The organism is Novosphingobium sp. 9U (assembly GCF_902506425.1).
Lineage (GTDB): Bacteria > Pseudomonadota > Alphaproteobacteria > Sphingomonadales > Sphingomonadaceae > Novosphingobium.
In genome coordinates this window covers 26615-47950 of sequence record NZ_LR732488.1, presented here as the reverse complement: position 1 = coordinate 47950, position 21336 = coordinate 26615, and the positions used below count along the sequence as shown (strand labels likewise).

Below are 21336 nucleotides of genomic sequence, written 5' to 3'. Positions count from 1 at the left end.
GGATTACCTCAGACCTTGGGCGCTGGCGGCCTTGGAGAAGCTGAGCGCCGCCGACATTTGCGGCGACAAGCTGTTGCGCAGCGTCTTCTCCAGGAAGAGCGTCTTTTCGAGGATCGCCTGATTGGTCTTGACCCGGTCGGACACCCGCAGGCGCTGGCGCTCCACCATCGTCGAGGCGAACTGGATCTGATCCTGCCAGGACTTCATGCTGTCCGGGTCCGGGCCTTGGAAGGAGGCGCCGCCCTGCAGGATCTCCGAGTGGAACTTGGCAAGCATCACCTGCAGCAGGTCGACGGCCACGTACTCGGCGAGATCGTTCACCTCGCCATCGGTAAGGCCCCCAAACTGCGAGGCCGCGCTTACCGTCACCATCTTGTAGAGTGGCAGCGACGTAGCCCCCAGCAGACCAATCTCGTTGGTCGAGAGCGCGGTGTCGGTGTGGATCTTGTCCATCATCGACTTGATCATGTCCCGCACTTTGGGCTTCAGCGCCTGGCTCTCGCTGATAGAGAGGTTCTCCTCGGTCGGCTTGAGGCACTTCTCGGTCTCATCGCACTTGAGCTTCTTGGCAGGCGTCGTCGCCGTTCCGTCCAGGAGCGCGCCAAACACGCCCTCATCCGCGATGCCCTTGAAGGTGTACGTCGGCCCGGTATCGCCCGAGGTCGCCGGATTGTAGACGATGGTTCCGACCAAGGTCATCAGGAACTCGCGCATTTCGGTATCGAAGCTGGGGTAGCTCTGCTTCAGAAGCGTCCAGGTGTAGTTGTTGGGGCTCGCTTCCTTAACCTTGCCGTCGGTGTTGCCGGCGATCGTCTCGTTGCGCTTGCCGCCGTTGTCGCACTCCTGCTTCGCTCGCGCCATGTCGGCGAACTTGCCTTGAGCGTTGCCGATCGTGCGGCAGATGAAGGAGCTGGTGGCATCGCTCTTAGGCCAGAGGCCACCCACCATCTGCTGCGCCATCTGGCAGGAGTTCATCTGCCACTGGTTCATCTGCTGCACCTTCTGGCTCAGCTCCTCGATGGTCGAGGCGATCTGCGGCGAGATCGACTTGATCGCCAGCTGGAAGGCAAAGCCAAGAGCATTGCTCGCCGTCGCTTTCAGCATTGCCACAAGCTCGTCCGAGTTGATGAACGAGAAGCTGCCTCCGAACAGGTCGATACCGCCACAACCCGCACGAGCATTGGGCAGCTGCAGGTTGATCGGGCTGACGGTTTTTTGCGGCACGCGCGTGTAAAGCGAGCCACCGCTGTAGTAGCCTGCCGACTGCCCCTTGAAGGCTGCAGGGCCAGTGACGTTACCGGAGACGCCGACGTCGTCGAAGAACTGCTGCATCTCCGAGCCGACGCTCGCCGACGCGATCGGCGAGGCCACGAGCCCGCCTGCAGCCAGGACAAGGGACGCCGCGCGGATCCACGTCGCGAAGCGAGCCCAGCGACGCTTAGCGTTCATCAGTAGTCACTCCCGGGTTCCACGTTGGTGAGCACGAAGATGCGCTGCATGATCTCGTCGGCCGACATGACGCCGTAGCCGACCGGGATCGGCTGCTTGGTCACGCTGTCGAACAGCACCAGCGCCGGCACCTGCCCCCCCGAGAGCCCCATCCGCTCGTACTGGCCGGAGTTGGTCACGTACTCCGAGAACGCTGAATTCGGTCCGCCGTCCATCGAAACCGGCAGGATCGACATCGCGTACTGATCGGCGACGCTTTTCAGGATTGGCGAGAACACCTCGCACGCGCCGCAGCTCGCCGAGTAGAAGTAGAACAGACCATAGCGCTGCGAGAGGCTGGCCATGACCGAGTTGCGGTCCGAGGTGCGCTGGTCCGTCCAGGCCCGCTTGCCAAGCGTGGCGATTGGACGCTGCAGCGTATAGTCGAGATCGGGATGCTGCCACACCGCGCGGCTCCACACATCCGCAAAGGTCGAGGCACGATCGAGCTGCTCGCGCTGGTAGCGCACGTAGGCGACGACGTTGTCGGGCGAGGGATCGAGGATCGCCTTGGCCTTGAGCTCGTCCAGCTGCTTGCCGATGGCATCGAGGCGCGCGGCGGCAGGGACATTCGGCGCTGCAGCCGGCTTGTTCTCGACGGCCTTGTCGGCGTCGCAGTAGAACCAGGTGCCAAGCTTGCGCTCCTTGCAGTAGAAGGCGTCCGGCGCCGGCCGTAGCTGAGCCTGGGTCTGAACCGGCCCGTCCTCTGCGAGCGCGGCGCCGGCAGGCAGCATCGCCATTGCCAGCTGCGCAGTGAGAGCGAGGCCGGTGACAACTGGCTTCCACTTGCCAATTCCCTTCATGACTTGCCTCCCAGTCCATCGAACAGGTTGCTCAGCAACCGGACATTCAAAAGCCCCATCCCGCGATCGAGCATGCGGATGCAGCCGCCGTAGAGCGTGGTAACGGCATCGATCCCCGCCATCGTTGGCATGCATTTCTGGATCGCTCCCGTCGGGCTCGCCTCGAGCATGCCGCGCCGCACCAAGCGGAAGGCCGCGAGCCGAGTCTCCGACACGCGGTCCGGTTGCAGGAACCAGTCCGACAGGCTCGCGGCGATGCCGTCTTCGCCAGGGCGGCGCAGATCGCGTAATTGCCGTAATCAGAGCCATGTCGAACACAGACATATCCGGGACACTTGGGTCCGGGGGTATTCTCGAAACATCGGCATCGTCAGTCGTCATAAGTCACCGTCCCGCATGCAACTTGTAGTATTCCTCGATCTTCTTCTGGACATCGATGCTGGCCTGCACCTCGTCGGGCACCTTGGCGGCGTCCATGAACTCATCGTAGACCTCGGTGAAATCCATCTTGGAGAGATCGAGCTTGCCGAACTCGTCGATGGTAAAGCCCTTGCAATCAGCCGAATTGGGCTTGCCCCAAGGCTTGCCGATCTGCGCCCTGCCCTGCTCCTGCAGGATGCGCGCGAGCTTGCTCTGGAAGCAGCAGTAGCTCTTGCGCTTGGAGGTGCAGACCCCGAGCACGCTGTCCGAACAGTAGGTGCCGACGTAGTGGCACAGACCCATCCGGTCCTTGACGTCGAGCAGCTTCTCCTCGCTCGAGCACAGGAACATGGTGAGGAACGGCGTTGCCAGGGCGGCGATCGCGGCAGGACCATAGGCAATGGCTGCCGCGCCGGTCGCTGTGGTGATTAGGCCGGACGTCTTGCCGGCGCAGCAGTTGACCAGGCCGAAGACCGGTTTGTGACAGCCCGTCTTCTCGCCGTTGAAGAGGGTGACGGTAGCAGGGTCGAAATCGTCGCGCACTTCGCCCAGCGTGTGCACTGCGACCATTGCATCCTTGAACTCGGTCGAGGCCTCGCGCTCGATCTTCGTGCATTCGCCGTTGATGCAATAGAGATCGCCATTGCAGATGAAGGCCGGACCCGATCCGGTGCGGGTGTCGGGCGTGGTGCAAGCGTAGACCTTGTCGACGATATTGCAGCTGCCGTCAGGATTCTCGCTCAGGCACTCGTCATGATCGAAATGACAATCGGGCTTCTTCTCGAGTTCGCCGCAATCGGTCGCCGAGCGCCGCTCGGTGCATCGGAAATTGCGCTGCCAGGCCCAGCAAGGTTGCGTGACCGCGATGCCGTCGATGATCCGGGATTCCGGATCGCTGCTCGTGCACACTTCCGTGCCTTGCTCGACGCACTGCGCGTTGCTCTCGGCCGCGCACGCCCCATAGCTGCGCGTGATGATCGGAGGGCTGACCGTCTCGGACTTCGAAGCCCAATATTGACCGGTGGCCTTCACGATGCCACTGAAAACGGACGGGTCGGTCGCCGTCATGCCGCCGATCTCGCGCGTGCATTCGAAGATCTCGGGAGAAAAGCTATTCGGCTTACAGCTGCCTGCGGCGCTGTAACCGTACCGCGATAGCTCAGTGCAGTAGTTGAACGCGCCCTTGCTCTTGCACGTTCCGTCGGCGATCGCTGGAGCCAGCACCGCCCGCGACGCGTAAGGGCCTTGGGTCGCAGAGTAGTAGATCCAGGTGGTGATGCGGTCGAACCGGACGTTGAGCGACGATGTGCAGGTCCTGGGCGTGGTGATAATCTGGTCGCCCCGGTTGCAGGTCTCGTAATAGGTCGACGGGCCGGACCCGCTCTCGGGAACGGGCTCGCAGCTACCCGCAGATCCGTCGAGGTTGACGCCGGTGCCAAGGAAGCTGTCGGGATCCTGCTCCACGGCCTGCGCACCCGAGACATCGATCGTCAAGGGATCGAAGACCGGGCGCGTGGGATTGATCACGGTCGCATAGGCCGGGTCGGACGAAGCCGCACTCGTGCCCTTGGCGCTCAGATGATCGGGATCGTCGATCAACTCCGCCTGTGGCAACTCAGTCCCGGCATAGCCGGGCACGAGGCTCTCCGGCGAACCGGCATCCATGACGATCGTCTTGCCCATGGTTTGAGCCGCGGCACCGACCTCCTTGGCAGCGGCTTCGGCCGCCGCCCGGTCCTGCGCATAGGAAGGTTCGCTCGCAAACGAGCCGATGGTCGCCAGAGCTGCGGTGAGGCAAACGTGAAAGCGACAGCGTGCCATCAGTCACGCCGCGTCAGATTGGCCAGCGCCACACGCGCCGCCGGGGCGCCCGGACCCTTCGCATCGACGAAGGTCTCGAGCGCGTACTGCACCGTCACGTTGCCGACGATGCGATCGGATGGCGGCACGGCGGTCTTGCAGGCAAAGTCGTCGCATGGTGCGAAGCTCGTCGAGACCGTGACGTAAGTCGGTGCAGCCTGAATGTTGAAGGCGCGGAAGAGACGGGGATCGATTGCGACGTTCGCTGCAGCATCCTGCGACATCACGTGGCGCATGGCCGTGGCGAAGGTCCGACCGCTGTTCGCCGGAAGCCCACGCAGCACGACGACGCCGCCCGCCTTGTGAACGTCGGCGATCATCCGCTTGAGCGACTCTTCGGGCATCGAGAGGCTGGCAAAGGCGATGAACAATGGCGCGGACTTGGGTGCTTCGAGTGCGCCTCGCGCGCCGGTCACCAGCTCATCGAGGTCGACCGCGCCACCATCGGCGCCGGCGACCTTGGGAAGCTTGGATGTGTCGATCGCCTTCAACGCCCCCATGCCGTCGTCGGCAATCTGGCGGGCGTCCTCGCGGGCCGCGTCACCGCGACCCGCAACGCTGTCGAGGAACGCCTGCGCGTCCTTGGCCTGCTCCTCCGCCCGGTTCTGAATGGCGCCGAGATCCAGGCCTTCGATCGTCTGTGCGAGCGCAGCGGTGACAAGGCCGGCAGTGAGGAAGGCTGCGGCAATGAGCAACTTGCGGGTCATGGCAAAAGCACCTGCAGGGGAAGGCCAAACAGGTCGGCCATGAACAGCATCAGCGAGAAGACGATGCAAAGCGCGGCGAGGATCATGCCGCACGCCTGAAGGCAGACGGACAGACTACCGCGGCTGTGATGAGGTGAGCTCGCCATCACAGCACGCAGCAGTTGCGCTTGCGCCAGAGCAGATAGCCGACGTCCTCACCGATGACTGGGTAGACGCGGCCGGTCTGGGGCAGGATCGTGCTGCCACCGATCGGCGAGCAAGCTTCGCGGCCACTCACCATCGGCGAAGGGTTGACCATCTGCAGCCGGTACTGCTGCTTCTTGAGTATGGGCATGATGTACTTGTTGCAAAGGGCCTTGCTGCCCATCGTGCCCCAGGCCAGGCCCTGCCGGTGCATCTTGTAGATCATCCGCTCGGCCGCGAGGCGGGTCGACTGCTCCATGCCGGCATTGGCGCCGACATTGCCGTTCATCGGGTACATCGAGCCATTGCAACCCGCGCACCAGAACAGCGGATCTAGAGGCAAGTGCGCAGTCGAGGCGACGCAATCGGCAGCGCATGCGGCTTGCGCGATCGGGGTCGTGAACAGCACTGCCTCTGGGTTGATGATCGTTGTGAGCGCGTCTTCCTGCCAGAGTGGATCGATCTCGGTGATGTAGGCGATATCGAACGAGGCCTGCTCGAAGCACAGGAAATCGGTCAGGATCTCCATCCAATAGAGCAGCGGATAGACGTAATAGTGGACGTGGTACTTGGCCGTGTTCTCGCCCTTGCCGCCGATCTGCGAGGACTGGCTTACGTAGCCGTTGCCGATCTGGAACCCCGGCGAGAGCTTCACGCCGCCAAGGTTGGGAAAGCAGAACGGCTTGGTGGTGACGTCGATCAGGCGCGCCGGCTCCCAGAACCCGGCAGCAACGCCGACACGCGGGATAGGCGAGCCGCAAAAGCAGATCGGCAGATTGGGATTGTCGGTGTCGGCGCGCGCCGAGGGCCAGATCTTGAACGACCCGATCGAGAGCGGGAACAGGCAACCCCAGCACACATCGGTGATGGGATTGACGAACTTGCCGGTGCAGCGCGACGGCATCGTCTGCGCGCTCGCGACGCCTCCGGAAAATAGAAGCGCCAGGAGGCCGAGGAAGGCCAGCAGCCTAGGCATCGTTGGCGGCCTCTCGCGCGTTCGTCGTCTCAATCGCGTCGGTCAGCCAGGCATCGTCGGCATGCGCCTTGACCGCAAGATAGATCGGCACCTGAACGACAAGCATGCCCACAGCGCCGGCGAGCAGCACCAGGACAGGGAAGCCGACGGCGGCGTAAAGCTGGCTCCATGCGCCGACAATTACAGCGATGAGCGCCAGGCCGACGATGATCCGCATGCGCGCCGCGCGCAGCTGCGGGGTCTCAGGCGCCGCCATCGGCGCCGGCAGACGATCCTTGAACCATGCGATCATGTGCCGATCTCCCGCTTGAGGACCACCTCACCGACGACAAGAACATCGCCCTTCTGGCGCACCAGCGCCGGTGTGTGCCGGATCCCGAACTTGGTGGTGAGGTTGCCACCCTGGTCGAAGTAGAAGCGGCGCTGGCGCGCCTTCATCTGCTCGAAGGGAGAGCCCTTGACCATGATGACCATGGCCTTGGTGTCGTCACCGATCTTGGCCGCCCATTCGAGCTCTTCAGGGCTGTCGCCGTCGATGAAAGCGAGCTGGCGGGGCAGTGAGACGACGTTGAGCGGATTGACCCTGGTGCCGCGCGCCGCGATCAGATTGCCCTTGGTGTCGCGGATGTCGGCCGCGACGGTGATCGCCGGATCGTACTCCCACTCCCGCGGCTCTTCGGCATGCGTCAGCCCCGCCACCGGGTCGGGATGCATGACCTTGCGGGTCGAACGGGCCGCGAACTGGCGGTTCATTCGATCGAGCTCACCGCTAGCTTGCGCGCGCAGCAGCCGTGCGTACATGACTTCGAGCATGTCCAGCTCGGCGATCGGCCAGGTCTGGCCCAGCTGGCCCAGATCGCGCGCGCCGGCAGCGCCGACGTTCGGCAGAGCCGGCCCCACGAGCAGCGCGACGGCCGCGGTCAGGGCGACCCGCGCGATCACAGGATTGACACTCCGACGCCGACCAGCTGGCGCTTGCAGACAAAGCCGATCGCGGCATAGCGGCTGTCGAAGCCGTCCTTGTGGGGCGTTGCGGCAAAGATGCAGTCGCGCGGCACCACGCCGACCGGCCCTGGGCGCAGGACCTCTCCCTGTCGCGTCAGCGGCTTCATGCGCGCAACCGGGGTCCCGTTGACCAGGACGTCTGCCCCGCGGTGCGACACCACGTCACCCGGCAGGCCATAGGCGCGCTTGATGAACGGCTCGGGCGGCGAGCCAAAGTGCTTCACCGTCAGCGGATCCTTGCCGGGCGTAAACGCGACATACTCACCACGCGCAGGGAACCGGCCCGTTTCCACCAGGAAGGCCCAGTTGGGCAGCGATTCCGAAGCGTTTATCATGATGGCGTGCGTATCGTGCCAGTGGCGCAGCGATTGGAAGCCGAGGCCGATCGCCGCGACCAGCGCGAGGCCAAGAAGCTTGCTGCGCGCGCTGAGACGGCGAGAGGGCCGCACCCCTGCCCCCACGGTCGCGACCGCGTTAGTTGCCAAAACCATTAGGAGCTCCATCGGCGGCGGCGTTTGGCAGTGCTGCAGGCACTCCAGCAGGTGCCGTGTTCGTGGGCGCGCCGGCGCCCAGGAGATAGTTGCGCATGGCCGACTCCACGTCCTGCCGAGGGGCGGCGCGCGGCATTGCGACCGTGGAGTAGACAGCGCGGCGCACCGCGTCTGTCACGTCGGGGACGTCGCCGGCGACGATCGCCTCGTTGATGAGCACGATCTTGCCATCGCTCGAGACGCCCTTCACCACCTTGTCGAGCTCGCCCATAAACGCGCTCGTCTCTGCCGAGATCTTCTCGGGCGGGGTCGCCGAGCGCGCCTGTGCGCGGATGTACTCGCCGACCAAGCCCTGCAGCTGGACCTTGACGAACTTGGTCTCGCCGACCCCCTCCAGGTCCATGACCGAGCGCGTCATCCACGCGCCCCAGGCCAGCGTAGCGACGCCGGCAGCGACGAGCAGGATCTGGGTGGGCGACACGCCACCCCTTTTAGGCTTGGCGCGTTGCGCCGGCGCAGCCGGAGGCGGCGGCGTCACCGCCGAAGCTTCCGGCATTTCGGAAGCCGAGACAGCGGCAAGGTCCGGCTCGGTTGCGGGCCGCGCCTCATCGGCGCTGATTTCGGACACAAGCGTCATCACTTGATCTCCTCGAGCGCACGCGCGAGCGGCGCGCGGCGGAAAAAGGCAGTGCCGCAGAAGAACAGCGTGCAGCCCACCAGCAGGATCGTGTTGAACTCGGTCTGCCGAGCGGCATCAGCCGCAACGTATCGGGTCGAGAGGTTGGCAAGCTGGACCATCGCGCCGCTAACCGAGAAGCCGCCGATCGCCAGGAACAGGAGCGTCAGGCAGCCGAGCGTCACGAGCGCGTTGACCGTGAGCCAACCGGATAGCCGAAGTGCAACCGCTAGGGCCGCGCCGCCGAGTTCGCGAGCCGGCCGTCTGACATCGCAGGTCGCCGCCGGACGGGTGTGGGCGCGATCGAATGAACCTTCCAAGTCCAATGATGCTTGTGCAGGAGCAATCGTCATTCCGCCGCCTCCATCAGTTCGTCATTGGCCGGCACGCGGTCCGGGAACGCGACCAGCTCGATCGCGTCCGCCATCGTGTGACCGGCTTGAATTTGCTGCTCGATGAGCGCGAAGACGTTGGGGCTCGACGAGTAGAGCGTGCCGGAGAAGCGATCGAGGACGAGCCGGCACACTGCTTGTGAGTCAGGGCCACGAATGAAGACGTCCGAGTATTCGGTGCCATTGCGCTTCAAGGACCGCACCAGCGCGTCGGTGTAGTTGTCCATCTCGAAGCGATCGGACTTCTTGAAATCGGCGATCGTCTCGGTCTTCTGCTGCAGCAGCACGAACCAGTCGGAGTTTTCGAGCGCGGCCTGGCTGCCCGATGAACGGTAGTAGTCATTGAGCGACTGGGTCGCGGTGATAAGCGAGGCGCCGTACTTGCGGCACGTGCGCGCGTAGGTTTCGACGAACTCGGCCATGGCGCCGCCCTTCAGCATCTGCCAGGCCTCGTCGATCAGCAGTGCCTTGGGGATCGCGCGGTCAATCTTGCGCATGGTGTGCGAGGCCACGAACATGATCGAGGTCAACACCACGCCGCGCAGCTCGAGCCGGGTCGCAAGGTCCGAGAGCTCGAAGACGGTGAGGTCGGCCGAGAGGTCGAGGTTGTTGTCGCCGAGGAAGAACCGCCCGAACGTACCGGTGCTGGCGAACGGCAGCAGAGCGGTGCCTAGATCCTGGCCGAACGGATGCCCGGTCTCGCCCAGCGCGGCGATGATGTTGTCGATCGTGCCGTCGCGCCCGTAGTCTTCCCAGACCCGATTGACGGCCGCGTCGATCAGGCCGCGCTCGGTATCGTTAAGCCGGTCCTCGAAGCGCGCCATCTGCGCGATGATGGCCTTGAGCATGGCTAGACAGTCGACGAGGTAATCCTCGTCGGTCTCGGTCATGTCGGGATCGATCATGCGAAACGGGTTGATCGAGATGCCCGACGACAGCCGGAACTCCGTGAAGCGACCGCCGAGCGCCTTGGCCATGTGCTCGAAAGAGCGGCCATCGTCGATGACGATCGTGCGCGCGCCCACCCCGGCGAGGCTGGCGGTCAGATCCTGGAGCAGCACCGATTTGCCCGAGCCCGACTTGCCGACGATCGCGACGTTGTGGTTGCCCGCGCCGTTCTGGAACGGCGACCAGAACTGGGGCTGACCGCGCCGGCCCACGAACATCAGGTGCGGAATGTGGCCGCCGTTATACTCGCCCTGCATCGGCGCCATCGAAGCGACGTTGGACGAGAGCACGGTGCGAAAGCGCTTCATGCGCTTGAGATCCGACGCCAGGCCATCGGCCAGCAGCAGCGGCAGTGAGGCCAGGAACGAGGGCAAGTGCAGGTAGGTCTCATCGATGAGATCCCATCCAGCTGCCTTGTAGATCGCCTTGATCGTGCGCTCGTTGGTGTCGCCGACGCCCTTGGGCGAGACCATCGTCACCGAGTAGTAGACCTGGTGCAGCTTCTGGCCGGTCCGCACTTCCTGCTGGACATGCGTCCATTCCGCGGCCTGGGAGCGCAGTTCGGGCCGCAGCTTGGCCCCCTTCCCTTCGCTGAGCGACTGCGTGCGCGCGAACTTGAAGCCGGCCTTGGTCGCGGAGGTTTCCGTGCTCGGAACGATCCCGGAGATCGTCTGCAGCACTGGGCACGGCAAGTTGAGCTTGGGGTTGAAGATGTCGCCGATGACCTTCTGGGTGTCCCAAGGTGCCCAGCGATCGGGAAAGTAGCGCACCGACATCGAGCGCACGTCGAACTGCTCGGGCCGGAACTCGCGCATCTCGGGAACGCCGTCGACGTCCTCGCCGCTTGGGCGCAGCGCCTGTGCGTGCAACAGGAGCCGGTCCTTCTGCACCAGCGTGACCAGATCGCGCCTGACGCACTGCTCGTTGATCGGATCGAGCGCACTGTACTCGGGCGCATCGTCGCTGGCGCCGGTCGAGGGGCACAGGATATCGTCGATCAGCCGGATCAGGTCGACCGGGTTGAGGCTCCGCGCCGGGATGTTGATCGAGTCCAGCGCGGCAACCACGGCCTCGCGCATCGAGGTCAACGTTTCAAGCGACACCGAGCTGGAATCGGGAAAGCCGACGCTGAAGATCACGCGGAAGTTGCGAAGGTGGAACGGGCCATCGCTGGCGAGCGTCGCCCAGGCACCATTGCGCAGCAGGTCGAGCCGGTAGCGCGCTAGCTTCTCGAACACACCACCGGCCATAACGCGCGGGAGCACCCAGCCTTCCAACTTCTCCGACACGCGCGGCGAGGGCCAGTTCGTGACCGTGTAGTGCGCGCCCGCGACGAGGATGTCCGCGAATACGGTGTTGAGGATGTCGCCGATCCGCTCATCCGCGCCAACCAGCGGCGCGAGTTCGAGAATGAAGCCCTTCGAGTTGGTCAGGTAAAACAGCTCGCGCTTGGGGTCGAAGGCGCGATACCCGAGGTAATGCGCGAGCATCGGCACTTCGGGCGCCTTGGAGCGGGACTCGGGCTTGCTCGCGTCGCCGGTCACGAGCTCGATCATGCGGCGGATAATGTCAGCCATGTCGCTCAATCCACCTGGGCCGGGAAGTCGGCCGCCTTGACCTTGGCGCTCTGGGCGAGCTTGCCGGCCACCTGGTCCTTGATCGCGGCGATCGGCGAGGGCTTCGCCGGCGTCGCCGCTTCTGGTATTGCCTTGCCACTCTCGCTGGTCGCGACCTTGGGCAGGACGATCTTGGGGCTCTCCGCCTTGGGTAGGCCGTGGCGCACGATGACGTTCTCCGTTCGCGCAAGTGCCTGTGCTTCCAGCTGCGGAGCGGAAGATCCCGGCACCGATGCGCGCGGCGCAAACGCAAGCATCTGCGGCGCGCTCTCGGCGGCACCAAACAGACCCGCGTCCGGTCCGCTCGGCAGGCGATCGCCGACTGCGCGATCCGCAAGCTGCGGAACCTGGCCGACGTCGACTTCGGCCTGCACCGCACTCTTCTCATGCAACTGGCCGTAGCGATCGACGTAGGCCGGGAACACGACCCGCAGGACACGGCTATAGCCCCGCGGCTGCGACGTGCCCCTGTGGGCCGGCGCTGAGGCCGAGGAGAGCCGCATACCGGGTGTGTCGCCATCGTCGACCTCGTAAGGGCCTGCCGGCACCACAACCTCGTTCGAGGTGCGATCCTGGATCGTCGCGATGGCAGAATCGTCAATGACGCTGGAAGGCGCGCAGGTTCCATTGGGAGCCCCGCAGGTGAAGTCACCTCTGATATTGGCCCCAAACGTAGTGCAACCCGCGAGCCCCGATGCGACGAGGCCGAGCGTGGCCGTGGTGAGACCGTGCCGGGCGCGTGGGCGATGCGCGCTCACGATCCCGCCCCCTTGAGCCAGGTCTCCAGGAAGGCCGTGGGCCTGAAACCTTGCAGCACCGCGCCGTCCGCGCGGACGATCACCGGCGTGCCGTCGAAGCCGTTGGCATGCGCAAACTTCTCGTTGGCATCGAGCCCCGAGGTGTCGCACTGGCGACCTGCAGGCAGGTCCCGGCCCTCGTAAGCGTCAGCAAGCGCCTTGCGGCGATCTGGCGCGCATACCACCGCGTTCGAGATCATCCGGGTGCCGAGGACCGAGATCGGCCGCTCGATCACGCGCACGTTCATGGTGCGCAGCGCCTCATGCAGCGCCTTGCAGTAACCGCAGCGGAAATCGCTGAAGACAGTAACCTTCGGCCCGCCCGAGCCCCACTCAACGGCGCCATTTTTGGGCAGCCCCTCGAGCGAGACCTTCTGCGCCCCTGCCTTCTTGAGACCACGGCCCGCCTGAACCGGATCGGCAGTCTCAGGCGCGGCGTTGGCTGCCTCTGCCTTGTCGCCGGCGGCGGCACCGCCGATGAGCATCTCCGGATTGATCTCGAGCAGCCGTGCGGCCGTGAGATCCTGGCGCATCTCCATGTCGTAGACACGGCCGATCACCAGATAGCGCGCTGAGCGATCGGTGTAGAACAGCTGCGAGCCAGCTTGCACCTCGCAGAGCGTGCCTATCCGCGAGCAGTCGACCTTGGCGACCTGCGTCTTAGGCAGCCGTGCCTTGAGAAGCTCAAGGACTTGCGCGTCACTGGCCGGAGCCTGTGCGTAGGCGCCGACCGCGCCGGCGAGCCCGACCAGGCCCAGACCGGCAACGATCTTGTGATGAACCTTCATCTTTCGAAACTCCCGTCAGTTGCGAATGAAGACGCCGTCGAGAAACACGATCTCGACTTCGATCCCGGTCGGCATTTCGATGACCGGCTGGTATTGCTCGGCGCGCTCGATCAGGTACTTCGAGACCGTCTCGGCCGAGGTCGAAATGCCTTCACCCAGGCCGCCTTGCGCGAGTTCGCCGATACCCAGCTGGTCGCGCTTGCCACCGACACTGACCTGCGGTGCCGTCAGGGTGGATTGAGTATTGAGCGAGAAGCCCTTGCCGAATCCGCCCGCGAGCCCTGCCAGGAACGCCTGGCCGACGAGCCCTCCTTCGCGGCTGACCACCTTGCCCCGCACACCAGTCTTACCGCCGAACGCGACAAAGCCCTTGACCTCGCTGACGGCAAAGCGGCCGCCCGGCTGCGGGCACGTCATGCGCTGCAGCTTGACGTAGACCTTCTCGGAGCTGAGATCGCCTTGCGCCGCGCCGTTGACCATGCAGCCCTCGATCGTCGTGCGCAGCAGCTTGCCTTGCGAGTAGACCGAGCGCGCCGGCCCGGTGATGCGCAGCACCACGGGCAGCGGATCGTTCTGGCTCTTGACGTTGGCCGCGGCATCGACGCCCACCACCACGGTTGCTTTGGCAATCGAATTGGGCGGCAGATAGTTGGGGCTGTCGGTGTAGCTGGTGGCCTTCGAGGGTGCGATCCGATTGCCGGTCCCACCGTTGGCCCTGCCCTCGAACGAGACCAGCTTGATTTCGTTGTTGCGCGTTAGCGCCAGCCCTGGCTCGGCATTGGCGAGCGCCGAAGCTGGCGCGGTACTACTGGCCTGGTAGGTGCCAGGCGCCCCCTTCCCATAGAGCCCCGTCGGTCCTGCAAGCGGTGCGCGCTTCGCTTCCGCGAGTTGCGCCTTCAGTTGCTCGTTCTCCTGCTCGTAGGCGCCAAGAACACGCGAACCGTCTTCGGCCATCGCGCCCTTTTCGGTCTGCAGCGCCTGGATCTGCGCCTGCAACCCTTCGATCTGCTTGCTCTGTCCTTCCAGGCCTTTGATCTGGTTGTTGAACGAAGCCATTTGGCCTTCCGAGCGCGCCATCCACTCGGCTTCCGACATGCGGCGGTTGACCATGGCATCAGTCGACACCTTGACCTCGGAGTCGCTTTCCTTACCTGCAAGGCCTTCCTTGATCTTGGTACTGGGCGTCAGGATCCAGGCCATGGCAACGACGGAGAGGACACCACCGCCGCCGTAGAGCGCGAGTTTCTGGCGCTTGGCGGTGGCGTCGTTGACGACGAGCTCGCCACCCTCTTCCGCGCCCTCGGAACCGTCGAGGTTTTTAGGCTTGCGCTGGAACAGCTTCATCGGGGGTCTCCCGATGCCACGACGATGTAGGCGGTGGTCGCCTCGCCGGGCTTGAGGTGCGGGTTGGCCACGCTGACGGCGATCGCCTTGGGACTGACGCTCTCCTCGCTTAGTTCGACGGGCCTGGAGCCCTTGTTCTCGATCCTGAGTGTCTTGCCGGTGAGTTGGGCCCCTTGGTACTCACCAATCATCTGGACCCGCAGAGCACCGACGTTGACCGGTGCCAGAACGTGCTGACGGATCTCGAACCCGTCGACGATCGCCTGCTCGTACATCGCTTTTACAAGCCGCACGGCGTCGTCCTTGGCGAAGAGCGAAGCCGGCATTGCGGTGGCCGACTTGGCCGGCTTTACCAGATCAGCGTTTGCGACAAACACCTGCGTCGCGTCGTCGCCGGCTATCGAGCAGACGAACTTGTAGACGAAGCCCTTGCGCGACGTGCCGAAGAACGAAAGCGCTTTCCTCGAGTACCCTTCAGGCACCGAGATATAGATGTCGCCACGCACCGGCTCGTTGACCACCGAGAAGTCGTCGGTCGGGACACCGGTGGCGACCTTGGACACCGAGGCGAACTCATCGTCCTTCAGCGAGATGCGCGTGAGATCGCGCAGCGAGGCGGTGCAGCGCACTTCCCCGTTATCCGCTGCGATCAAAGACTGATCGGCTGCCAGGACGGGATGCGCAGCGAGCGCCAGCGCCAAGAGGCCAACACCGCCGAAGGCGGGCCACTGTAATGCGTCACTGAGCATCGGCGTCATGGCTCTTCTCCACCTTTTCGACAATGCCGAAGCCTCGCAGCTTCAAGCTCACGCCGGTGTAGGTCCAAGTGAAACGGAAGGTTCTGGGCTGGGTGGTGACTTCCTTCGAGCCCGCGACCGTGTGCAGCACGCCGATCACGTCGCTGGTGAGCGCCTCGGGATCGGTCCTGATGGTGTTGATGGTGAAAAACTGCGTGATCTGCGATCCGCGCTGTTCCTCAACGACCTTGATCAGATCGCTCTTGAGCTGGCCCCGGCTTCGTGGGTCCGTCATCTCCAGGATGTTGTCCATCCAGTACTTGAGCGTTTCTGGCGACCGATTGAGCGCCAGCAGTGCGACGTCTCGTGTCACCATCTCGAGGTATTCACGCGACACGCCGGCACTGCTCAGCGTCAGGGGTGAGCGGGAGATGGGCTGGAGCACGATCTCGCGATCGCGCGTCGACGCCATGATGAAGAGGATGAGGATCACGATCGTCAGCGCGATCGAGACAATCGCAAGTCCGTTGCGCTGCTTGAGCACACGTTGTGACGATAGATGAGCGTGCGTGATATCCATAGCTATCCTGCCATCACGCGAACATGGGACGGCGGCGCTACCTTGAGACCGAAGAAGCTGCCCGGAAGATGCCAGTACGCAACATGGAGTATCCACGAGATGGATCGACCTGCTTTTGCTTTGCGATATACAAACCAAGCGCCAATCGCGGATACGAGACCAATAATGATGTGCTGACTAAGTACCCCCCACAGAAAGGGTACGAACATGATGATGAACTCGTCGAGGGTCCAAAAGCCGATGAGCTCAGGATCATCAAGATGCTTTGGGATTGCATATCGGTCCATGTAACACCGCCGTCAGGTTAAAGAGCTGGCCGGGGGAGACTTTCAGCCAGCTCCAGGGACACCCGGATCAGATCATTGCGGTGCCTCCTGCCGACGATCGGCACGTCGACGCCGCAGCGCGCCATGATTCTGAAGCGAAAAGTCAGAGCTAATTCTTTGATTGAGCCTCCCGCACGCCGCGAGAGGCAAGGTGCGGTACCCACTTCAGGGATCGTCCAGCTCGGAGCTTGCGATAGCCGAACCAAGCTGTTGCGAGAAAAGAGGCCCACGACGAAATGTTGAGCCACGACGCCCCGGCAGATGGTATAACCATCATGGGAAACTCATGGATCGTCTGAGGGCCAATCAGCTCTGGATTGTACACCTGTAAGGGTATGCTGTACCGTTCCGTAGCGCCCGGCCCGAGTAGAAAAGGCCGACAGGACGCCTACTCTTCCGACCGCCACTTAGATGGTGGCCGTCACCGTGGAAGTGACGATGGGAATGCCGGTGCCAGCGCCCACGCCAACGCCGACGGGGATCGCTACCTGTCCAAGTGAGAAGCGGCCTGAGGCTAGGCCGACGATCCCTCCAGCGAGTGAAAGAACGGTAATGATCTTGCCTCCGGAACCCTCAAGAAAGCCGGTGAACTGCGTCAGCGCCGTATCGAAGGTTGCATCAGTCCCAGCCCATGCAGCATCACAGCCTATGATGGTTGCGGCGATAGCGGCCCCGGACAGTAAAACCAGCTTACCGCCAGCATCTTTGCGCAGACTGCGACGACGCTTTCTGGACCGCACACGTTGCAAGATCGGCCTATTGATGGCGAAGAACCTCATCTCTATCTCCTGAAATGTGCCGTGCCGTTTGCTTCGGCCATCCCAGTAACATGCAGGTCACACGTGATATCGGAATCATTTTAGCTCTGCATTCCGAATATACGGGTAGTAGAGGGAACCTTGACGCAAATCTTGTTACTTGGCGAGGCCTGGCATCCCGACGCCGAAGCTTAGAAGGCTAAGCCTCCCCATGCCTGCCGGATGGGTGGGCCTCGTTTGTGAAACATCGCGGGGCGAGGAATCAGCCGCAACGCCTTTCCCAGGCAGCGCTAGCTGAAACTTGAATGAGCCGAAGCTTCGGTCCCGGTTGCATGCGAGCACGATTGCCGCGCTATGATCTTTGGGAGGCCTCCAGTTTGTTCGTCACGAGCGCACATCCATCGCCGACGGTTCACCGCTTGTAGGAGGTGAGCACGACAGTGCGAGCAGGGGTATGTCCTGCTTGTACCGCTTTGATCCTGCTTGCGCGATACATGCCAATGCTTGTGAGTATGGCCCGGACGTACTCTCGGGTTTCGCGGAAAGGTGGCACCTGCCCGTACTTAGCCACGTTTCCCGGTCCTGCATTGTAGGCGCCTAACGCCATGTCCCAGGCGCCAAATGCATCGAGCTGCTTGCGCAAGTAGCGAGCTCTACCATCAAGGTTGGTTTCGACTTGCCAACTTCGAGCTATCCCAAGATCGCGAGCCGTCGCGGGCATCAACTGTGTGAGCCCGACTGCACCTTTTGAACTTAAAGCAGCCGGATTATAGCGGCTTTCCTGGATGACGAGTGCATCAAAAAGCTCGATGGGGATCCCTGCCTTGCAAGCGGAAGCAGCCATTTGCCGGTAGTAGCGTTGGCGGCGTAGCTCTACGCGCGGTGCCAAGAGGGGATGAGGCCGGTATTGTTCATCGTAACACGGTGTAAGCGGGTATGCGGCCGAGATTGAGAAGATCGGTCCGCTGACCGGCTTGTTGTTCCTCATCCATCTGGGAATATAGAACCTGGGCGAAGCCTTTGGTAGCTGCTGAATCGCAGGAGAATCGGGAATCGATCCGCTCGAAAGCGGGGTGTCGGCACGATCAACCAGATCGGCATCAGTCGGATCCTTGCGGTCATGCCTGTAGCCCGCCTCTATGATTTGGAAGCCGGCCGCGCTTGTCGGAAAATACACGACCTCTGGCTGACGGGCGTCGGCTTGGGGAGAGGCTAAGAGCGCTGCGCAGCAGAAACAAAGCAATCGGGTCATGAGGTAAAGCCTCGATGTGAGGCTTAGTTCGGCTATCGCCCAAAGACACTATCGCCGGGCGCTATGGCAGGCAAGTGCCTCGAGCGAGGTGGAAGGGCGCCTGATTTTCGCTGTCGAACGGCTCACCCTATCGACAGGGACAAGTCGTTCCCCGTACACCGTCAGTGCGGCTTCGATCCGCAGTTTGCACATGGTTGATTTGCCCGATCGTCTGATTGGGGTGCTCAACGCGCCTCATCCACACCGCGGGGTTCGCCGGCGGGGACAAACGCTGGTCAAGGCTGACCAAGTGAAAGCCTGACTTGGTCGACGCCAAATGGCGCAGCTTGGACGAGATGTCCAAAACCCACGGCGCCCCGGATCGGGGAAGCCCGCGCTGTCGCTTTGTTGACCAACACTGGGCTCCTTGCACAGGTCCCGGGCTTCTAAGTCGGGTTCATCCCCAAATGACAGGACGCTTAGCCAGTGCACAAGACTGCGATAGCAATGCGGGCAGGGTCTGAGCTTAAGTTCAAGTGCCGCGCTCAGCTGAACCACTGGCGACACTTCACCTGAGCGCAATTCTGTGGGCCAAACCACCATGGTCGACGGCAACGACATGATTGGAACCCACCATTATCAACTGCGTCTCAGCTACCGCCCTGAAGGATGCGAAGCTGGCAGGAAGCTTAGCCGTGCATCTACCAAATCATAGCCATCCGGCTGTGATCGCTTCATCTATAATGCCGCACGTTTTATAAACTCGCGGGTTTCGCGGGAACCAAGTGTGACACTTTATCGCGAGCGCCGGTAAAGTGTCACGGGTGGCTAAAGAACCCAAGCTCGACGGCAGGGATTCACACTGCCTCCGTAATGTGCTTGATATGTTCCATGTACCAGCTCGATCTTTTCAGCCCCCATCAACCAAAGCGTGGCGGCAATGCGCAGATCAGTCGAAAGGCTAGCCACGCGGTATCTTCGCCTTCCCTCGAGATCCTAAACGACCGACCTTTGCAGCCTGATGTGGTTGAGCAGCCTGACGCGGTCGATTTGCCTGAGATCCTGCAGCGCCTTGCGGATGTATCTGCGAGGCCGCGTTACACATTCATGGTGCTGAACTTGATAGCCCGGGTTTCTGACGCGTCCGGCCGTGCTGGACCCTATGTGCGCGAAGGCAAAGGTCTTGTGGGCATCAGAGACTGGCTGAGCGACGCTTTGATCCCCGTCGCACAACGCGATCCACGGCGCCTCAAGATCGTGAGGAAGGTACGCGCAGAAGTGGCTCACAACGTCGACAATCCCACGGATCCGGATTGCACCGAGACCATCGTCGCTCAAGCAGTGAGAGACCGCTTGCGGCATTCAGGGCGCACGAATGTCAGCCGGGCAGTTTCGGACTTGGTTCGCGCCGGGCTCTTGCGCCGGCACTACCAGGGCTATCGCATCGATCACGAGAACCGAGGAGCACAGCGCGAGGCCGTCTACACGATAATGCCTGAGGTGCGACGAGCGCTGGGTCAGCATGCTTAGTTCAGTCCCGACCGCGTTCTAAACCGCGCGCGAGGCCGAAGGGCGGGACGCTGATCAGTGCTCGTCGTTTGGTCTAAGCGACATCTGTGATCCGCCATGCCGACAATGGCAACCAATGAAGAGGATGCAGCACTACAGCGCCAGAGCTAAAGACTCTGCAACGAGACGAAAGCCACAGAAGTAGGATGTGCGCCAGTGACGCTACCAGTGCAAGTCATGGTGCCTCTCGCCGCTTTGTGCGTCGAAAGCCGCGCAGGCTGAGACGGCCAAGGTCGATGTACCCACGCTTCCCGTTTAGCCACTTGGAAACGGTAAGCTCATCGTCAGCGATCTTCTTCTTCAGCTCTGCAAGGTATCTCTGACATCCGGTGATGACATTAAGCGGCTCAAGTAGCGAGACATCGGAGCCCATGTCCTCGGCAAACCGCTCTATCGACATAGTGATGATGAGTGGAAACTTGTTGTCAGCACAATGGACGGCAAACTCAGGCGTCCGGTACATGACAGCAAGCAGGATAGCGAATGGGTCACTATCCGTTGCTTCCGAAAACTTTTGAATTTGGCCAAAGAGGATCCTTCCAGAGCCACTCTCGAATTGTTCGTATGTACGAAGCGCCAATCCCATGCTGTCAGCGATCTCACGCGATGTAAGATTGCGCTTCTTCTTTATCGCTCGGAACACCTTGCACAAAATGTCTCGTTCTTCGGACAGGTCGAGAAACGAGAACGACATACTGATCTCCATGAGCGGCCACGATGGCCCTCGGCTCACCTGCGATCCGCCTTCATCGTGGCTTACGCACCACGACCAAAGCGTCGTCCTCTCCGCCCGCGCAATTTTTCGTGCGGGATCCCCGCAGCGCGCTTGCGGAGTATCATCAGCAAACGCGCGTTATGCAACAACTTGCTGGCCGTTACCCGGCCGACGCCACGATGATCGCGCAATTCGCTTGAGTCGCTGCTGCTCCTGCCCACACGATTGGATCAGGAGGCGGCTTAGCTATGCACCACAAATCACGATTAACATTCGAGGAAGTCTATGCGGGCGTGCTGGAGCGGCTCGTCCAGGGTCAGCACCGGCCCTCGCATCGGATCGGCATTGTCGAGCTTTCACAAGCTTTGCACGTGAGCACGACGCCAGTGCGCGAGGCGCTGCGTCAGCTTGCCGGTCGAGACATCGTCGTCGACCATCATCGCGAGGGCTTCTACCTTGCACCGCTCAACGCGCGAACAATCACCGGGCTATACTCAGCGCATCAATCTTGTGTCGAGCAGGCGGTCAATTCTGTAGCGCAAGCGCACCCAAGCTGGCGTCGCGTCCGTAACCTGTGGCGGCTTTTCGATGACGTCACGCTCCAGACCAAGGATGCGGCGCTTATCGGATTGCGCAGATACCTCGCTGACCGGCTGAGCATGGTGCGACGTTTCGAGACGCGCACAATCGGCGACATGCCCGCGAGGGGTTCCATGCTCGCAGCGGCGCTGGCCAAGCAGGATCTTGCCTCAGCGCACTTGGTGAGCCTTGCGTTTCATCAAAATTGCATGGCCCGGGCTGGGGAATTCGCCCTTCTGTTCAACCCTGAGGTCTGACCTGCCTATATCTGCGGTATTCTGACGATATGATTTCGCGATCTTCGGAGTCGGACCTTTTACTCTGCAAGCCGTCGACAAGCGGCGGTT

At 62.6% G+C, this 21336-nt stretch carries 23 protein-coding genes; 2 read left to right on the top strand and 21 right to left on the bottom strand.

The window, feature by feature from the left end:
* Positions 1–3: 3 nt before the first annotated feature.
* The 20 genes from GV044_RS14450 to GV044_RS22230 all read right to left on the bottom strand — a co-directional run bounded on the left by GV044_RS14450 (position 4) and on the right by GV044_RS22230 (position 18147).
* Positions 4–1449 carry a conjugal transfer protein TraH gene (locus tag GV044_RS14450; protein ID WP_159872103.1) on the bottom strand — a complete coding sequence of 482 codons (1446 nt, stop codon included), beginning with the start codon at positions 1447–1449 and terminating at the stop codon, positions 4–6.
* Positions 1449–2291, bottom strand: coding sequence for a conjugal transfer protein TraF (locus GV044_RS14445; RefSeq protein WP_159872101.1), 843 nt, complete (start codon positions 2289–2291; stop codon positions 1449–1451). Before GV044_RS14445 ends, GV044_RS14450 begins: the two co-directional genes overlap by 1 nt.
* A complete protein-coding gene (locus tag GV044_RS22545; RefSeq protein ID WP_256377276.1) occupies positions 2288–2422 on the bottom strand; it encodes a hypothetical protein in 135 nt (44 codons plus the stop codon). Before GV044_RS22545 ends, GV044_RS14445 begins: the two co-directional genes overlap by 4 nt.
* A gap of 253 nt (positions 2423–2675) precedes the next feature.
* Complete coding sequence (locus tag GV044_RS14440; RefSeq protein ID WP_236555005.1) at positions 2676–4532, bottom strand: conjugal transfer protein TraN; 1857 nt, start codon at positions 4530–4532, stop codon at positions 2676–2678.
* Positions 4532–5278, bottom strand: coding sequence for a type-F conjugative transfer system pilin assembly protein TrbC (trbC, locus tag GV044_RS14435; protein ID WP_159872099.1), 747 nt, complete (start codon positions 5276–5278; stop codon positions 4532–4534). The genes GV044_RS14440 and trbC overlap by 1 nt, the downstream gene beginning before the upstream one ends.
* Positions 5279–5423: 145 nt before the next feature.
* Positions 5424–6437 carry a conjugal transfer pilus assembly protein TraU gene (traU, locus tag GV044_RS14430; RefSeq protein ID WP_159872097.1) on the bottom strand — a complete coding sequence of 338 codons (1014 nt, stop codon included), beginning with the start codon at positions 6435–6437 and terminating at the stop codon, positions 5424–5426.
* On the bottom strand, positions 6430–6729 hold the full coding sequence (locus tag GV044_RS14425) for a hypothetical protein (protein WP_159872095.1): 300 nt from the start codon (positions 6727–6729) through the stop codon (positions 6430–6432). Before GV044_RS14425 ends, traU begins: the two co-directional genes overlap by 8 nt.
* Positions 6726–7379, bottom strand: coding sequence for a type-F conjugative transfer system protein TraW (traW, locus tag GV044_RS14420; protein WP_159872093.1), 654 nt, complete (start codon positions 7377–7379; stop codon positions 6726–6728). The genes GV044_RS14425 and traW overlap by 4 nt, the downstream gene beginning before the upstream one ends.
* A complete protein-coding gene (locus GV044_RS14415) occupies positions 7376–7933 on the bottom strand; it encodes a S26 family signal peptidase (protein ID WP_159872091.1) in 558 nt (185 codons plus the stop codon). Before GV044_RS14415 ends, traW begins: the two co-directional genes overlap by 4 nt.
* On the bottom strand, positions 7917–8570 hold the full coding sequence (locus GV044_RS14410; protein ID WP_236555004.1) for a TrbI F-type domain-containing protein: 654 nt from the start codon (positions 8568–8570) through the stop codon (positions 7917–7919). Before GV044_RS14410 ends, GV044_RS14415 begins: the two co-directional genes overlap by 17 nt.
* Positions 8570–8929 carry a hypothetical protein gene (locus GV044_RS14405; protein WP_159872089.1) on the bottom strand — a complete coding sequence of 120 codons (360 nt, stop codon included), beginning with the start codon at positions 8927–8929 and terminating at the stop codon, positions 8570–8572. Before GV044_RS14405 ends, GV044_RS14410 begins: the two co-directional genes overlap by 1 nt.
* Before the next feature lie 29 nt (positions 8930–8958).
* Positions 8959–11526, bottom strand: a complete 2568-nt coding sequence (gene traC / locus GV044_RS14400; RefSeq protein ID WP_201299113.1) for a type IV secretion system protein TraC — start codon at positions 11524–11526, stop codon at positions 8959–8961.
* A gap of 5 nt (positions 11527–11531) precedes the next feature.
* Positions 11532–12323: a hypothetical protein gene (locus GV044_RS14395; protein ID WP_159872087.1), complete on the bottom strand. Its 792-nt coding sequence runs from the start codon at positions 12321–12323 to the stop codon at positions 11532–11534.
* Positions 12320–13150, bottom strand: coding sequence for a DsbC family protein (locus tag GV044_RS14390; protein ID WP_159872085.1), 831 nt, complete (start codon positions 13148–13150; stop codon positions 12320–12322). Before GV044_RS14390 ends, GV044_RS14395 begins: the two co-directional genes overlap by 4 nt.
* A 15-nt stretch (positions 13151–13165) precedes the next feature.
* Positions 13166–14494, bottom strand: coding sequence for a TraB/VirB10 family protein (locus GV044_RS14385; protein WP_159872083.1), 1329 nt, complete (start codon positions 14492–14494; stop codon positions 13166–13168).
* Positions 14491–15252: a type-F conjugative transfer system secretin TraK gene (locus tag GV044_RS14380; RefSeq protein ID WP_159872081.1), complete on the bottom strand. Its 762-nt coding sequence runs from the start codon at positions 15250–15252 to the stop codon at positions 14491–14493. Before GV044_RS14380 ends, GV044_RS14385 begins: the two co-directional genes overlap by 4 nt.
* A complete protein-coding gene (locus tag GV044_RS14375) occupies positions 15233–15811 on the bottom strand; it encodes a type IV conjugative transfer system protein TraE (protein ID WP_159872079.1) in 579 nt (192 codons plus the stop codon). Before GV044_RS14375 ends, GV044_RS14380 begins: the two co-directional genes overlap by 20 nt.
* Before the next feature lie 2 nt (positions 15812–15813).
* On the bottom strand, positions 15814–16098 hold the full coding sequence (gene traL / locus GV044_RS14370) for a type IV conjugative transfer system protein TraL (protein WP_159872077.1): 285 nt from the start codon (positions 16096–16098) through the stop codon (positions 15814–15816).
* 446 nt (positions 16099–16544) lie between these two features.
* Positions 16545–16916 (bottom strand): hypothetical protein, encoded by a 372-nt coding sequence (locus tag GV044_RS14365; RefSeq protein ID WP_236555003.1) that lies wholly within the window; start codon positions 16914–16916, stop codon positions 16545–16547.
* A gap of 391 nt (positions 16917–17307) precedes the next feature.
* A complete protein-coding gene (locus GV044_RS22230) occupies positions 17308–18147 on the bottom strand; it encodes a lytic transglycosylase domain-containing protein (protein WP_236555002.1) in 840 nt (279 codons plus the stop codon).
* An 870-nt stretch (positions 18148–19017) separates the two neighbouring features.
* On the opposite strand from GV044_RS22230, the gene GV044_RS14355 reads away from it, so the two are divergent.
* A complete protein-coding gene (locus GV044_RS14355) occupies positions 19018–19656 on the top strand; it encodes a hypothetical protein (protein WP_159872075.1) in 639 nt (212 codons plus the stop codon).
* A 214-nt stretch (positions 19657–19870) separates the two neighbouring features.
* On the opposite strand, the gene GV044_RS14350 is transcribed toward GV044_RS14355, so the two are convergent.
* Positions 19871–20389 carry a helix-turn-helix transcriptional regulator gene (locus GV044_RS14350; protein WP_159872073.1) on the bottom strand — a complete coding sequence of 173 codons (519 nt, stop codon included), beginning with the start codon at positions 20387–20389 and terminating at the stop codon, positions 19871–19873.
* A gap of 269 nt (positions 20390–20658) precedes the next feature.
* Between GV044_RS14350 and GV044_RS14345 the strand changes: the two genes are divergently transcribed.
* Positions 20659–21246 (top strand): GntR family transcriptional regulator, encoded by a 588-nt coding sequence (locus tag GV044_RS14345; RefSeq protein WP_256377275.1) that lies wholly within the window; start codon positions 20659–20661, stop codon positions 21244–21246.
* Positions 21247–21336: the final 90 nt, after the last annotated feature.